13 protein-coding genes are annotated in these 16,094 nt (G+C 28.9%); 3 read left to right on the top strand and 10 right to left on the bottom strand.

The window, feature by feature from the left end:
* Positions 1-18 precede the first annotated feature (18 nt).
* The 4 genes from B2694_RS12265 to B2694_RS12250 all read right to left on the bottom strand — a co-directional run bounded on the left by B2694_RS12265 (position 19) and on the right by B2694_RS12250 (position 4,457).
* Complete coding sequence (locus tag B2694_RS12265) at positions 19-1,737, bottom strand: B12-binding domain-containing radical SAM protein (RefSeq protein WP_346885987.1); 1,719 nt, start codon at positions 1,735-1,737, stop codon at positions 19-21.
* 6 nt (positions 1,738-1,743) lie between these two features.
* A complete protein-coding gene (locus B2694_RS12260; protein ID WP_346885986.1) occupies positions 1,744-2,247 on the bottom strand; it encodes a hypothetical protein in 504 nt (167 codons plus the stop codon).
* A 172-nt stretch (positions 2,248-2,419) separates the two neighbouring features.
* Entirely contained in the window at positions 2,420-3,136 is a 717-nt protein-coding gene (locus B2694_RS12255) for a zinc dependent phospholipase C family protein (RefSeq protein ID WP_035131377.1), read from the bottom strand.
* Between the two features lie 136 nt (positions 3,137-3,272).
* A complete protein-coding gene (locus B2694_RS12250; RefSeq protein WP_346885985.1) occupies positions 3,273-4,457 on the bottom strand; it encodes a hypothetical protein in 1,185 nt (394 codons plus the stop codon).
* 425 nt (positions 4,458-4,882) lie between these two features.
* Between B2694_RS12250 and spoVB the strand changes: the two genes are divergently transcribed.
* Positions 4,883-6,385 carry a stage V sporulation protein B gene (spoVB, locus tag B2694_RS12245; RefSeq protein WP_035131380.1) on the top strand — a complete coding sequence of 501 codons (1,503 nt, stop codon included), beginning with the start codon at positions 4,883-4,885 and terminating at the stop codon, positions 6,383-6,385.
* A gap of 69 nt (positions 6,386-6,454) precedes the next feature.
* Here the strand turns inward: spoVB and B2694_RS12240 are convergent, their stop codons facing one another.
* The 4 genes from B2694_RS12240 to B2694_RS12225 all read right to left on the bottom strand — a co-directional run bounded on the left by B2694_RS12240 (position 6,455) and on the right by B2694_RS12225 (position 12,703).
* The gene (locus B2694_RS12240) at positions 6,455-8,080 is read right to left on the bottom strand and encodes a polysaccharide biosynthesis protein (RefSeq protein ID WP_346885984.1); all 1,626 of its coding nucleotides are present in this window, start codon (positions 8,078-8,080) and stop codon (positions 6,455-6,457) included.
* A 12-nt stretch (positions 8,081-8,092) separates the two neighbouring features.
* Entirely contained in the window at positions 8,093-9,049 is a 957-nt protein-coding gene (locus B2694_RS12235; protein WP_346885983.1) for an RluA family pseudouridine synthase, read from the bottom strand.
* 22 nt (positions 9,050-9,071) lie between these two features.
* Entirely contained in the window at positions 9,072-10,256 is a 1,185-nt protein-coding gene (locus tag B2694_RS12230) for a M20 family metallopeptidase (protein WP_346885982.1), read from the bottom strand.
* A gap of 431 nt (positions 10,257-10,687) precedes the next feature.
* Positions 10,688-12,703, bottom strand: coding sequence for an ATP-dependent helicase (locus tag B2694_RS12225; RefSeq protein ID WP_346885981.1), 2,016 nt, complete (start codon positions 12,701-12,703; stop codon positions 10,688-10,690).
* Positions 12,704-12,862: 159 nt separating this feature from the next.
* Between B2694_RS12225 and B2694_RS12220 the strand changes: the two genes are divergently transcribed.
* Positions 12,863-14,341: a nicotinate phosphoribosyltransferase gene (locus B2694_RS12220; protein ID WP_346885980.1), complete on the top strand. Its 1,479-nt coding sequence runs from the start codon at positions 12,863-12,865 to the stop codon at positions 14,339-14,341.
* A 35-nt stretch (positions 14,342-14,376) separates the two neighbouring features.
* The gene (locus B2694_RS12215) at positions 14,377-14,754 is read left to right on the top strand and encodes a hypothetical protein (protein WP_346885979.1); all 378 of its coding nucleotides are present in this window, start codon (positions 14,377-14,379) and stop codon (positions 14,752-14,754) included.
* Positions 14,755-14,896: 142 nt separating this feature from the next.
* On the opposite strand, the gene B2694_RS12210 is transcribed toward B2694_RS12215, so the two are convergent.
* Complete coding sequence (locus B2694_RS12210) at positions 14,897-15,118, bottom strand: hypothetical protein (protein WP_346867269.1); 222 nt, start codon at positions 15,116-15,118, stop codon at positions 14,897-14,899.
* Between the two features lie 184 nt (positions 15,119-15,302).
* Positions 15,303-15,902 (bottom strand): hypothetical protein, encoded by a 600-nt coding sequence (locus B2694_RS12205; RefSeq protein ID WP_346885978.1) that lies wholly within the window; start codon positions 15,900-15,902, stop codon positions 15,303-15,305.
* Positions 15,903-16,094 lie beyond the last annotated feature (192 nt).

The following is a 16,094-nucleotide window of genomic DNA, read 5'->3' as shown; positions in this document are numbered from 1 at the left end:
AAGATTTTACTTGACATTTTATTGAACTTTTAAATCATTTTCCTGTATAAATATTCTTTCCTTAATGTGATTATTTATAAAGGCAATATAATTTAAGGTTTTCTTTATTTCTCTACATTCAATAAAACTTTGTATATTATGATTAAATTTAAACACACTTATTTTATTTATATTATCTATAGAATTTTTATTCATAATGTATTCTTTTATATTTCTCTCTTCAGCTTTACTCATTTCTATTCTTAGAAAGTCAGGTATCCACTTTGTGTTATTATATGAGAAATACTCATATCTTATTATATCTAATAATAATTCTTTGTCACCAGCTTTAATATAGTCATTAAATTCAACAAATAGAGAGTAATAATCTACAGATGCTATGCTGCGTTTAAAGTATCCCTTGCTATCATAAAATTTAGATAGTTCATAGTAGAATTCAAATATATCTTTGAATTTATTACTTTTTTTAAAGAAATTTAATATAGTATAAAACTTACCACTATTTAAATACTTATCGACCATATGCTCAATTTTCTTTAGTATAATTAATTCATCATAACTTATATTTTTTGTTTTTAGAATTTCATAAGGTGGATAAGGTGAATAAACCATTCCCCATTTTTCACTTTCTTCCCTCATTTGAGAACCTTTTAAAAGCTTTAAAAATCCTAATTGTAATTCTTCTGGACTAATCTCATATACTTCATTAAAGGATTTTCTGAAGGAGTTAAAGTCTTCACCAGGTAACCCTGCAATTAAATCTAGATGTTGCTTAATATTCTTTAGTTTATTTAGCTCTAATACTTTTTCTTTAATAGTTGAAAATTCTATAGTTCTATTAATATTTCTTAATATCTCGTTATTGGTGGTTTGAACACCTACTTCAAATTGAAACATGCCACTAGGTGCTTCACTTAATATATCTATAGACTCCCTACTAAATAGATCTGCAGATACTTCAAAGTGGAAACAGGTATTCTCTCCATTTTTAATTAGATAACTCCATATAGCATTTGCAAAAGTTTTATTACAATTAAAGGTTCTATCAACAAATTTAACTAATTTAACTTTTTTATCTATAAAATATTGTAGTTCTTTTAACACTCTATCTATATTTAAGAATCTTACTCCATGGGTAGTTGAAGATAAACAGTACTTACAATTAAAAGGACATCCTCTAGAAGCTTCATAATATACAATTTTATTTTTTAAGTCGTCTTCAGCTTCATAAGGAAATACTATATTATTCATATCCATTAATGGTCTATTACCTCCATATATAATGCCTTCCTTACTTTTATAGTATAATCCTTTAATATTTTCACAATTATTATTATCTCCATTAACTTCAATATTTATTTTAAAATTAATTAATTCTCTATAGGTTTCTTCACCCTCTCCTTCAATTAAATATTCACCTACATTTTCTGTTAAAAACTCAATAGGATTATAAGAAGTTTCTGGGCCTCCATATATTATTTCAATATTACTATCTATAAGCTTTATTAGAGTTGACATCTTTTTAACAAACTCAATATTCCAAATATAACAGGAAAATCCTATTATATTTGGTTTTTCATATAGTATTTCTTCAACTATTCTTTCTTCTCTATCATTTATAGAAAACTCCATAGTGTGACAACTATAATCTAAATCCTTTGTATATGCTTTCAAATATCTTACTGCTAAATTGCTGTGTATATACTTTGAATTTACTGCAACTAAAACTACTTTCATTTTTTATTAACATCCTTTCTTTCTGCCCACAATCCTAAATGTACCATTGGAAGATACTGCTTCTACAATATCAAAATAATTCTTTAGTCCGTCTATAATTTTTGATGAAGTATTATCAGTGAATAGGTTAAGTAAGTTTATTTGAAAATTCTTCATACTTTTATCAGGCAATGATACCCTTATATTTTTTTGTAATGTCTTTAATGGCTCCTTTTCCACATCCCAAATATAAACATATCCATTATTTTTCATTAATCTATATATATTATCAAAAAGCTTTATCTTTTGTCTATGGGTTTTAATTTTATTTAAGGTAAAAAATACTATACAGCTATCATAATAACCTTCATTATCACAGGATTTAGAAGGTGCATTCTCCAAATAATTAACATCTATAAAATTATCATAATATTTATTAGCCTTATATATTATACCCTGGTTTCCATAAGTAATATCCAATACGTTACCTCTAAAAACCTCTTTTTCTAAACTTACAAATAAGCTTTCCATTTCACACCTCCATATTTTTATATTATTGATAATATTCTTTTTAATTTTGTAAATTCCTTTATTTTTACTATTTCATAAGAAAAAATAAGATTATGTTGAAAATTACAGTTATAGTACCTAAAAAAAGAACTACCAATATATTTTCGTGGTAGTTCTTACATTATATATAGCTCTAATCTTCACTTTTAGATTCTATAATCTTTAAGGTATTATAAAAATCAATGAGTAATCCTGCTGTTGTTGTGCAAGCTCTAAGTAATATCACATCTGCAATTTCGTTAAACCTATTTTCTTTGATTCTTATACTTTCAAAGGACTTAGCTGTTTTAACAGCAAACTTTGTATTTTCAATAACATATTTTTCAGGACTTCCATAAGTAATTATAGGATCTTTTAAAGGAATTTTATATCCATTAATAACTTTATCTATTATGAAACTTTCCAGAGGTTTATGTTTTTTTAAGTTTTTCATAGCATGAGCTGGTACTGTGGAGTCTTGTACTAAATGACAAGCAGCACCTAATAAAAATAGAGCTTTATTCATATCAGAATTTGCACCGTAAAACACAGATGCCTTATAATACTTTACACATTCTACTTTAGCATTTGAAAATCCATATAGACCGATTCCCTTCTCATGATGATAGAAATGATTAGTACTTTTCAAATCTGCATCAGCCCATTTTACACCTTTATTCAAATCTAACAAATGTTTAACAAAGAAATGATACTCTTCAGTATAACCCTCCTGCTTTAATAAACGAAGAGCTTCTTTATTTATAAATTTATGGACTATACATTCTGTCTTTTTTATTCTCTTTTTTATAGGGTTTGCAACTTTTATAAATGCTGTCATAGTTCTATTATAAGTTCTTTCCAATCTCTTCATGTAATACACCTACGATTCTTTAAGGATAATAAAATAATCATTGAGATATATATTATTATACTCCAATTTAACCATATTATTTTATTATCTATTAAATTTAATGTAGTATTTATATGGAAATTATATATAGAGGAGCCTATTTTCTAATAGCTAAGGTAAATATAAATCCATGGTTACCATCTAATATATATAGCTCATCTTTTAAAACCTTCATATTAGATACAGTGCAATTTTCCTTTAAAGTTATTAATTTATTTGGAACACCATTTACAGCACTGCACATTATATTATTTTTATTACAATCATAAAAATATAGTTGCAAGGTATTTTGTCCATTAATTTTCCCTGTATCATCTATTGCTATCCATTTTAAGCTATTTAAATCATTATGTTGATAAGCAGGTGATGGTGGTGACATAGGATGTTTTTTTAACAATGGAGGGTTTTTTACATTAGATTTTCCTTGAAATCTTGGTGAATCTAGAGGATCCCCTCCAGAAAAATCTGGGAACCCATACCAATAACCTTTTTTTAGCTCATAGATATAATCACTGTCATTTTCTACTGGTCTTAAGCCTCTATTTTCATAGCCTCCTATGGTAGCAAAGAGTCTACCATCAAGAGTTATATCTAGTCCCTCAATATTTCTTATTCCCCATGCATAGGTTTCAATAGCTTTGGTGTTAATATTATAAATTAGCAGAGATGAATTGCCTATGGACTCACCCTTTATAACCTCGTTATCTTCATTAGAAGCTCCCTGTGGTACAAAGGCTCCTTTTTCATTTTTATTTAACACTATATTAAAAGGCGATATATCATAACCAGTTGGATTTTTATCTATCCATTGGTTATCACTTCCAACTACAGCTGAATTAGTTGCAGCTCCAATTGAAATAAATAAATAGTCCTTATATCCTCTTATTAAAACCTTACTATAATCTCCTTTATTAGGTAGGTTTGATAAGCATTGTTCTATCTTCCCATTGTTTATATCCAGGCTGAGTATTTCATTATTAGTAAGGAAGTATAGTTTATCTCCATTACATTCAAGGGTGGTAATGTTATAGTTTTTGTCTTCAATTAAAGTATAGGGCTCTCCAGTTGATGGAATAGCCATTATTTTATTTTCAAAGGCAACATATAATCCTCTATCATTACTAGTAAAATCTATGGCATTCTTTAATCCCTTATATCTAATTTTCATCTCAACTTCTGAGTCTTTAACCCCTATGTTATATATATCATTTTTATCTTTTACTATTAATAAAGAACTAATAGCTAATATTATAAGCAGAATCCATCCAATTATTTTTTTCATAGTTCCTCCATTTAAATATTATTTACACTAATATATATTTAAATATTCTTAATTAAATTACATTAAATGAAATATAAGATAAAAATATATGGTTAGAGAATAATCTTTAATCTACCTTCATAAGTATTATTATATTAAGGCATCTTCAAAAAATAAATAAGTCAGAATGCTCGTTTATCCGATGACTACCAGCTCTAATACTCCCATCTTCTTCAAAGTGGGAGTAAAGAGCTGCTATGTCCCTGGATAACGATTTCTAAGCTTCGAAGAAGCTAAGAAATCTGTTAATTTTGTGTTATACTGTGTCAACAGAACCCTTAGATAGTGCTACTATCTGCGGAACCTGTTTCCTTGTCTAACTCAAAATATACTTCTCATCTTTGACTTGTTATTTATTTTCAGATGCCTAATTGGAGGTAATAAAGATGAGTAAAGATACTTTTTATAGAGATACCTTTGTGTTAACTCTTTCTAATTTAGCCATGGGTGTATTAAGATTTATGTTTTCTATTATACTATCAAGACAGTTAGGTCCAGAAGGAGTTGGACTTTATGGTTTGATAATGCCTATATATGATTTATTTTGTTGTTTAGTATGTGGAGGAATAATTGCTGCAATTTCAAGAGAAACTTCTGCTTATCTGGGTACTAGTAGATTTGAAGATTTACATAAAACTGTTAATGCTTCCCTAGTTTTTATAGTGCTTTGGTCAATTTTTATAGCAGGTATTATGTTTATACTTAGTCCGATAATCTGTAATTATATTATTAAAGACCCTAGAGCAATACGTTCCTTATGGATAGCTTCTCCTGCTATTGTTTTTATTGCTATCTCCTGCGTATATAAAGGTTATTTCTATGGAGTAAGTCAGGTAATAACCCCGTCAGTTATAGATATATTAGAAAAAGCTGTTAGAATGGTGATATTAGTAGGAGTAATCTACTATTTATCTCTTAAAACCATAGAAAATACAGTAGCGGCAACCTATCTTTCATTTACTATTGGTGAAATAATAAGTTTCGTATTTCTATATATTTTCTATAAAAGAAGTATTAAAAAGATTCCCTATACCAATAGTGTAAGAACAGATAACAGCTTTCAATTGTTATTTAACATACTAATTATTGCTGTCCCTTTAGCTATAAATGGTTTTTTAACTACAGCGCTTCAAAGTGTATCTACACTTTTAGTACCCATAAGGTTAGTCGCTGCTGGTTTTGATCACATAGGTGCTCTTGAGATAATAGGTAAATTTAATGGTATGGCTCTTGCTATCGTGTACTTCCCATTAGTTATAGTTGTATCTTTGTCTACAGTAATAATTCCAGATATATCTAAAAAAATAAGTCAAAAGGATTTTTCTAATATAAATTCTAGAGTAAATGAAGTAATTAAAATTTGTTTTATGTTAGGGGTTTCTACAGTAATTATTTGCTATGTATGTCCTAATTTATTAGGTGAAGTATTTTTTGATAGAAGTGACTTAGGTAGCTTTATAAAGATAGCTTCCCTTGCAGCTCCATTTATGTATTGTCACTACTGTACCTATAGTATTTTAAATGGTATAGGTAAACAAAAAGTTATCCTTTTAAGCTCCATTGCTACAGCTTTGATTGAATTAGTTCTAATATTTATACTTATAGGTATTCCTAGCATAAATATCTATGGATATGGAATTTCCTTAATTGTAACCTCTATTATAGGACTTTTAATAAATCTGTATTATATTGGACAAGTGATAGAGCTATCTTTTCCTATTTGGGAAATATTAATCCTAGTGTTACTAACAGTTTTAGTATACTTAGTAACAACCATCATAAGTTCTATAATTCCTAATACCTTTATCATTCCTAAAATTATAACTATCATTGTAGTTGCTTTTTCATTATTCTTTGTATCAAGTTTTTTAATACGAAAAAGCTCATAAAATAGAACCTAGGACTTAGTTTTTTAGATACTAAGTTCTAGGTTCTATTTTAAAATAAATTAATAATATTTACTTTAACTTTTTATATATTCTTCTAGGTATAAGTTTTGTAATTTTATTTGGCAGTGAATTTAAATCAGACTTTTTAACACCACCTATAGTTACTAGTACTAATCCGTAGGCTCCAGCAGATAATGCTATACTTATTAATGATGCAAATAAGTTTAATATGTAACCACCGAAAATTAATCCTAGAACTCCATTAAATATCTTATATGAGAAAAATGTTACTATACCCATAGCTAATCCAGCTATTAAAGGTTTTATATAACAAGGAATCAAGTGTATCATTCCATCAATAGAGTCATTTATTTGCCACTGGAATAATATAAGCATTACTAAATAACAGGCTGCATTACCCCAAATAGCTCCAAGGATTCCAAAGGAAGGCATTGCTATTAATATATAATTCACAACAACTTTAGCTAAAATTCCAACTACAGAAAATATAGTTACTACGTTTACCTTACCCATTCCCTGCAAAATAGAAGTTTGAACTAATGTGATAGCATATAGGATTAAAACCCAAGCTCCCCATATTAATAAGGGTGATACCTCTTTATCATAGCCTAGTATTCTTAAAATAGGCATAGATAGAACTCCTAATCCCACAGCACAAGGTATAGCTATCATAAAAGTAACCCTATAGGAAGATTTAATATTAAATCTTAGACCTTTTTTATTATCTAGAGCGTGGATTCTAGATATGGCAGGAACAAGAGCAATAGCTAAAGCTCCTATAATTGCCATAGGAATTGACATTAGGGTGTTGTAAAGACCTAAATATCCCCATTGAAGATTCACAGTTTCTTGACTTAATCCTGTAGATAAAAGTCTAGACTTTACAATTTTTAAGTCTACTATAGTTCCTGAGTTTTGCAGTGCAGAAGCTATAGTTATTGGAAATGCATATTTTAATATGGATTTAACAATGGTTTTATTGCTTAATCTATTTACCCCAGGTTCATTTTTTTTATGAATATGATTAGCTGCATATTTTTTATATACCAATATAAAGTATATAGATGCTCCCATAGCTCCAACCACTGTACCTATAGTACCTCCAGCAGCTCCATAGGATACACCTTTTCCTATGAGTAGATAAGCAAATAATAAACTAAATATTATATTTAGAATTTGTTCTCCTACTTGATATACTGCAGTGGTAGTCATGTTTCCAATACCTTGAAAATAACCTTTGTATGCACCCATTATTGAAGTAAATAATAATGCTGGTGCAAGCCATCTAGTTGCTAATGTTGATTCAGGGCTATTAAAAGCTAGACTTAAGGGTTTTGCCCATATAAACATAAATACGGATAGGATTAACCCTAAGATTATAAGTAAAGTTCTAGATGCTCTAAAGGTTTTTATTGCATCTCTATAGTTTCCCTTTGCTTCAAGTTCCGATACTAACTTTGCAATGGCTACAGGTATACCTGAGTTAGCAATAAGGTATATATAAGAAAAAATTGTATATGTAGAATAGTATACTGACCAACCTGTTTTACCTAAAATCTGAAATAGTAAAGGTGTATAAATTACAGATAACACCTTTACTGACATCATAGATATGGTGAGTACCATAAAGCCTTTAGCTACAGAGTGCTGAGCCCCCTCAGTTCTGTCATTCATATTACCCCTCCATTAAAACTTAAACACATCATTCTTTATCTTCTTTAATACTGGTGGTAAAGATTCTGCTATAGTTTTATTTTTCATATATTCAAGCTCCTCTGAGTTTGATTTAAATATTATTTTATATGCATATAGGAATTGAAAATCTAAACCATATCTATTTACAAAGAAGCTATTAAGCTTTTTATCTCCATATTTAGAATCTCCAACTATAGGATTTCCTAGCTCTGATAAGTGAGCTCTTAATTGATGACTTCTTCCAGTAAGTAAGTTAATTTCTATTAGGGAAAAAGTACCACAACTTTGAATAGTTTTAACTTCCATAGCAATTTCTTTACTGTTTGGAACTTCAGTCCTATATACCTTAGAAATATTTGCATCTTCATTTTTTAAGATATATCCTGTATAGGTTCCGTCCTTTATTCTTCCTTGTACTAGAGCCATATAGTATTTTTCAATACTCCTTTCTCTTATAGCTTCATTAAGGACCTTTAGATATTTGAAGTTTTTTCCGAATATAACTACCCCAGAGGTATTTCTATCCAACCTATTGCATGGAGCAGGAGTAAAAGTTACTTCTTTTTCGGGTTCATAATCACCTTTGTCATAGAGATAGGATAAGGCATAGTCTGTTAGAGTTGGTTCCCCATTCTTTGTGTCACTATGAACTAATAAATTAGGCCACTTTTCTACCATAAGTATATTTTCATCTTCATAGGTAATTTTAAGGTTATTTTCTATTCTTTCAAACTTCTTTTTTTCACCACTAGTCTTTATATATCTTATTTCTATGGTGTCTCCCTCTTCTAAAACATATTGTTCTTTTATTTTTTTACCATTTACTCTAATGTCACCTTTTCTAAATGCCTTATATATAGCGCTTAATGGTACATCCTTCAGTAACTTTCTAAGGAATTTATCGCATCTTTGACCGGCTTCATTTGAACCTATTTGTATATTATTCATATTGTCCTCCAATATTTCTTTCTTATAGTTTGTTAAGATAGTTTACAGCCATATTACAATGAACTGCTACTCCTATTTGTAGACATTCCTCATCTATATCAAATTTACTACTATGCAGAGGATATATTATTCCTTTTTCAAGGTTTCCACATCCTAATTGATAAAACATAGCTGGAACCTTAAGGGAAAAGTATGCAAAACTTTCTACACCCATAGTAGGTTCTCGTAATATTTTAACCTTATCTTTTCCTAATAGAGCTACACTATTATCATAAAATATATTATACATAGCGTCGTCATTATATAAACATGGATAACTTTCATCAATAGTAATTTCACAGGTGCCTCTTAAACTTTCTACCTGCATGGTTACCAATTCTTTTAATCTTTTTTTCATGTATTCCCTATCCTCTAGGTTCATAGTTCTAATTATACCAGTTATAGTAACCTTATCTGGTATAATATTGGCTGCTGTACCTCCATTTATAGTTCCTATAGTTATTACCCCTGGTGATACTGGACTAGTCTCTCTACTTACTAATAACTGTAAGGTATTTATAACCTGAGCTGCAATTACTATAGGGTCTATCCCTTTATGGGGACTTGCACCATGAGAACTTTTACCACAAATAGTAATGGTAAAAGGATTAGAAGCAGCATAAGCTACTCCTTGCTTAAGTCCAATGGTTCCCACCTCAAGACTTTCATCTACATGACATCCAATTATTGCATCCACATGAGGAGCTTCTAATGCTCCTTCTTCTATCATAATCTTAGCTCCACCAGTAGTTTCTTCTGCAGGTTCAAAAATAAACTTTACGTTTCCTTTTAACTCTTTTCTATGGTTATTTAAAAGTTTAGCTGCTCCAAGTACCATTGTCATATGAGCATCATGGCCACAGGCATGCATTTTTCCATCCATCTTAGAAATATAGCAGTGACTATTTTTTTCATGGAGAGGTAGTGCATCCATATCACATCTTATAGCTATAGTTTTTCCATTACTACTACCTGCTTCTCCATATATAGTAGCCACAACACCTGTACCTGCACAAGAATAAAATTCTATATTCTCATTCCTCAAAAAAATTTTTATTCTATCAGAAGTTTTATATAAATCAAAATCTAACTCTGGATTTTCATGAAATTCTCTTCTTATATAAATTAATTCTTCACTTATTTGTTTAGCTTCATGGATAAAGTTCATCTGAAACCTCCTTACTGATAATTATATATTATATACAAATATATAAAAAAATAATAGACTTGAAGTCTATTTAAGAGAAGTCTTAACTATATTGTACTTCAAACCATTATATAACAGAAAAGCTTTCCTTTCAATATTATAGTAAAATATGTTTCAGCTTAGTAAAATATCATGGGTCATTCTCCACAATATATGTCAATTAATTTGTAATCCTTATTATAGTCTATATCTATGAATATATGTAACATTTTATATATATGTCTATGGATAATTATCACTAGGAAACTAGTTAAATATATACCTATATTAATATTAAACTATAGAACTATTTAACTAGTTAACTAGTTGTACTCATAGTCAGGCTTTGGGGTGTATTACCATAACCTATTCATTTCACTGAAACTATGTCTATATACACTAGAAAGGATGAACTATTCTTCAAAAACCTCTATAAGCCCATTGGTTACAAGGACATCAAAGTCAAATTTTCTCTCCAAATCGGAAAATTTAATAGAGATATTACTTTCTTCTAAGGCTGTTATTGTTCCTGTTCCATAAAATTTATGGGTTACAGTGGTTCCAACCTTAAATTTAACTCTTTCTAGTATCTCTTCTTCTAACTGGCACTCACATAGAAATTGAGATTTATTTTTCTTTTCACCTCTTATAAATTGGGGGAAAAGAAATAATAAGTTGTTAATAGCTCTAGTAACTCCTACATAGAATAATCTTCTCTCTTCCTCTATATCATTATTCTTATAGGGAATAGCTCCATCTACTGTGTTAATCATAAATACCGTATCCAATTCCATTCCTTTAACACCGTGAATAGTACTAAGAATTACGCCTTCATTTTTATCCTTATTTCTAGAGCTAGCTTTTTTTGTTTCCTCTTCTACAGTATTTACATGTTCTAAGAAATCTTTAATAGTTTTAAACCCCTTCACGCTTTCTTTAAACTCATTTAACACATTTTCTAGATCTTCTATGGAAAATTTATATTTCTGTGCATATTCCACTAGATGTTTATGATACATCAAGTCTCCTATAATAAATTCTACGGCAGAAGGTAGTGAAATTCTATTTAAGCTAGAAATATCCCTTTCGAGTTTATCTAATATTTTTAGTTGGAACACTGGGGTACTATCTAAGTTTTTTAATTTAGTAAAGATACTGCCTAAGTCATTGCTCTTTTTAACTTCTTCTATACTATTTTTACTTATATACCTATAGGGTTTATTTATTATTCTAGTAAAGCTATCCATGTTTAGAGGATATATGCTTAACTTTAGATAAGCTAATATGTCTTGGCATATGAAGTGAGAGAAAAAATTATATTGTTTATCTAGCAAGGTAAAGGGAATTTTCTTTCTAATAAAACTATCAATTATACTTCTACTTTCTATATTAGTTCTATAAAGAACTGCAAAGTTATTAAAGTTATTATCATCACTTTCCTTTACCTTGAGAATATAATCACTTATATATGTACCTTGAGCTGTTTCATCACGAACCCCTTGAGCCTTTATTATTCCATCATCAGTTTTGTTGGCTCTGATATCCTTTGAGGTTCTAATCTTATTATTTTTTATAGACTTCATTGATAATCTTACTATATTCTGCTTTGACCTATAATTTGTAGATAGATATAAGGTTTTACCTTCCTTAAATATATCTTTAAAGTTTACGATATAGGTTGGATTAGCGCCTCTAAAACTATAGATGCATTGGTCCTCATCCCCTACTACAAATAAGTTATTCCCTTTATTTAAAAGCTTTAATATGTCCACTTGTACATCATCACTATCTTGAAATTCATCAACTAATATATGTTTAAATTGATTTTGATATGAATTTAATATGGAGCTATTCTTAATAAATAAATCTCTACACATTAACTGTAGATCTTCAAAGTCAAGGAGGGATTTTCCCTTTTTATAGGATTCATAGAAATTTACACAGTTTTTTAAAAGTTCTTTATCGATTTGATTATTTGAATCTCTATTATATTCTCCTTTGCACTTATAGATGGATATGGCATTTACATATTCCTTAACTCTATCTTCACTAACATCCTCCACATAGGCAGTTAAAAAGTTTTTTACTACTCTATAACTTTCAAAGGGCTCTATTATATTAATTTCTCCATAATAGGATTTTAGTATTTTATAGCAAAGTCCGTGAAATGTTCCAAAGAAAGGACTTATTTTATTCTTATCTATGGCTAGGAACCTATTTCTCATATTAGTTGCTGCTGCTTTGGTGAAGGTTATTATAACTATATTTTTAGGTGATATGTTTTTATGATTTATAAGTTCATAAACTCTATTTACAATAACTACAGTTTTCCCACTTCCAGGACCTGCACTGACTATTATATTTTCATTTGAACAGTTAATGGCTGTTAACTGTTCTTCACTTAAAGTGTTATTTTTGTTTCTTATCATAATATAAATCTTTCCTTTTACATACTTTCAATTTAATAATATTACCATATTATTTGTCCATATACTATAGAAATGAAAGTTTTCTTATGGTACGATATATAGGATGTAAATGTTAACCTATGGAGAATTTATGGTTTATATAAGTGAGGAGAACTAAAAATGGATACAATTACTAGACTTGACCTAAGAAGCCAAAGAAATCTTACCATGTTAGTAGATTTTTATGAGCTTACAATGGCTAATGGTTATTTAAATAATGAAGCAGATGATACCATAGCTTATTTTGACATGTTTTTTAGGAAAATTCCTGATGGTGGTGGCTACTGCATAATGGCAGGAGTTCAACAATTAATTGAATATTTAACTAATCTTAAATTTACTGATGAAGATATAGAATATCTAAGAAGTAAACATTTATTTAGTAAAGAATTTTTAAATTATTTAGCTAACTTTAAGTTTAGTTGTGATGTATGGGCTATTCCAGAAGGTACCCCAGTATTCCCTAATGAGCCACTTGTAACTGTAAGGGGTCCAGTGATGGAAGCTCAGTTTATAGAAACTATGATACTACTAACAATAAATCATCAAACTCTAATTGCTACTAAAGCTGCAAGAATTTGTGAGGCTGCTAGTGGTAGACCTGTAATGGAGTTTGGTTCTAGACGAGCTCAAGGCTATGATGGTGCCTTGTATGGAGCTAGAGCTGCAATTATTGGTGGATGTAATGCTACTGCTTGTACTATGGCAGATGAATTATTCAATGTGCCTGTAACTGGAACTATGGCACACTCTTGGATTCAGCTTTTTGATAGTGAATATGAAGCTTTTGCTGCATGGGCTAAAACTTATCCAGATAATACTGTACTTTTAGTAGATACATATAATGTTCTAAAATCAGGTATTCCAAATGCTATAAAGGTTTTTGATGAAATCTTAAAACCTATGGGTAAAAGACCTAAGGCTGTAAGAATTGATAGTGGCGATATTGCATATCTTTCTATAGAAACTAGAAAAATGCTAGATGAAGCTGGTTATGAGGATGTAAAAATCACAATTTCAAATTCCTTAGATGAATTTATAATTAAAGCTGTTCTTGAAAATGGTGCTAAAATAGATAGTTTTGGTGTTGGTGAAAGATTGATAACTGCAAGAAGTGAGCCTGTATTTGGTGGCGTTTATAAGCTTGTTGCTATAGAAAAAAATGGAACCATTATCCCTAAAATTAAGATAAGTGAAAATGTAGAAAAAATCACAAATCCAGGGTTTAAATCTCTTTATAGAGTTTATGATAAGAAAACAAATAAAGCTATTGCAGATTTAATTGCTTTAAATGATGAGAATTTTGATAATAACAAGCCTTTGCAGTTGTTTGACCCTAACTACACTTGGAAGAAAAAAAGAATTAAAAATTATAATATAAAAAATCTCATGGTACAAATATTTGATAAGGGTAAATGTACTTACGAAAGTCCTTCTGTAATGGAGATAAGAGAATTTTGTGGTAAGGAAAAAGCTAGTCTATGGTCAGAGATAAGAAGATTACAAAATCCTCATCAATACTATGTAGACTTATCTAAAAACTTATGGAATTTAAAAGAATCATTATTACACGAATACTCTTCGATATATGAAGAATAATATTAACATACTATCTATGAAGGGTATGATATCTATTGAATAAGAAACTTAAAATAAAAATTTCTAATGATGCCTTTGATTTTATTATTAAACTACTGGAATTTCATGATGAATATGATTGTATAGCATTAAAGGAACCTGAAAATGGTGGATGTTGTAAAAATTCTAAGGTTGATATAATTTTAGATAATACCATTAACTACAATGTTATTGAAGATATACAGGGGTTAAATATTGCTTATAGTGAAGATTTATCTAGTAATTTTAATGAAATAATTATTGTACTAAAGAAAGATTCTCTCTACCTAAAGGCAATACCTTCGTTTACTAATAAATCTAAGGGATGCGGTGGATGTGGATCAAAGTCAAAGGATTGCACATCATGTTCAGGATGTAGCATGAAATCAAAATAGTTAATAAAAAATCTCCTAGCCTAGGCTAGGAGATTTATATGTTTACTGAAATATACTAAATAACACACTTGGATTAGTTTAATTTGGTTGGAGTTTAATATAAATATTATGTTATAAAAAATCCATATTAGAAACAATTTAATTATAAGTAGCTGTCTTTGTATAAAAGAGATATAGGCAACGACTTATCCTCCTTGTACAAATCATAATCATAGAGATTTTTTATTTTGCTCCCCTTGCTGCTAAGCTCTTTAAAGGGGCACTTATTATTATTTTCAGCCCAATTATAAAGGGCACAGTCCTTTGAACACTCTACATACTCATCATAAGTTGATAAAAAATCACACTTAACCAAGCATACCACCCCCAATAAATACACATTTAATACCCTAAATTATAAATGAGAATTTTCACAAAATAAAGTATTTTTAGTGGATTTATTGAGAGGTTTTCTATATTTAAGAATTTTTGAATATATTTAAAATATAATTATAATATTTTAAAAAATGATGGAGTTGTATTACAATTACTAAAATATATATATAAATTTATCCTATGAAAACTACACTTATGTCAATATTTATATTTTTATGTCCTACATTTCTTTGAGCATTATGGGTATTCAAGCTATTATTTTCTTTTTTTGCTATATGGTTTTTAAGGTTAATAATCTTTTCACTATCAATATTCATTATTTTTTCATATATAGGAAGTAGCTCATTAGGAATCTTACTATTTAAGCCTATATTAATGACTGCTATTTTTTTTATTCCATAAATACAACTTAACAAATCTTCATTGTTTGCGATATAATGAGAAAATTCAGTAAACTCGTCCAATAAGTGGCTACAACCATATAAATCTAGTTCGGAAATAGTTGAGGGTCTTTTTTTGCCCTCTTTGAAATCTAAAGCCCCTACTTCCTTGTTTAATATGGTACCACCTTTTTCTATGACAGCTTTTTCTAAGTTTAAATCATTTAACTCTAAACAATCATCCATTCTTACTTGAGTTCCAATATCTATATGATACATAATAAAATTTTTAGCTTCTTCCTTAGATCTGACAAGAATACTGTGAATACCAATTTCCTCAAGTTTATTCATCATATCTTGTATTAATATGCTTACAGAAGTTCTATTTACCATACATATTACACCTCCTAAGGCAGTTAAATATTTTCTTTACTTATTTATATGGATGTAATTACTATTTTATGATATCAATGAAAGATTTTATAATATGAGCTGTAAAACCCCAAATTACATAATTATTCCATTGATAAAAATATTCATCTAATACCCCCTTTGAAAATTTACGTTCTGTTAAGTTATATGAAC

The sequence above is a fragment of the Clostridium sp. UBA4395 genome, from assembly GCF_002390995.1.
GTDB lineage: Bacteria > Bacillota > Clostridia > Clostridiales > Clostridiaceae > Clostridium_J > Clostridium_J sulfidigenes.
Note: the sequence above shows the minus strand (reverse complement) of the source record. Positions and strands in the feature narration are given on the sequence as shown.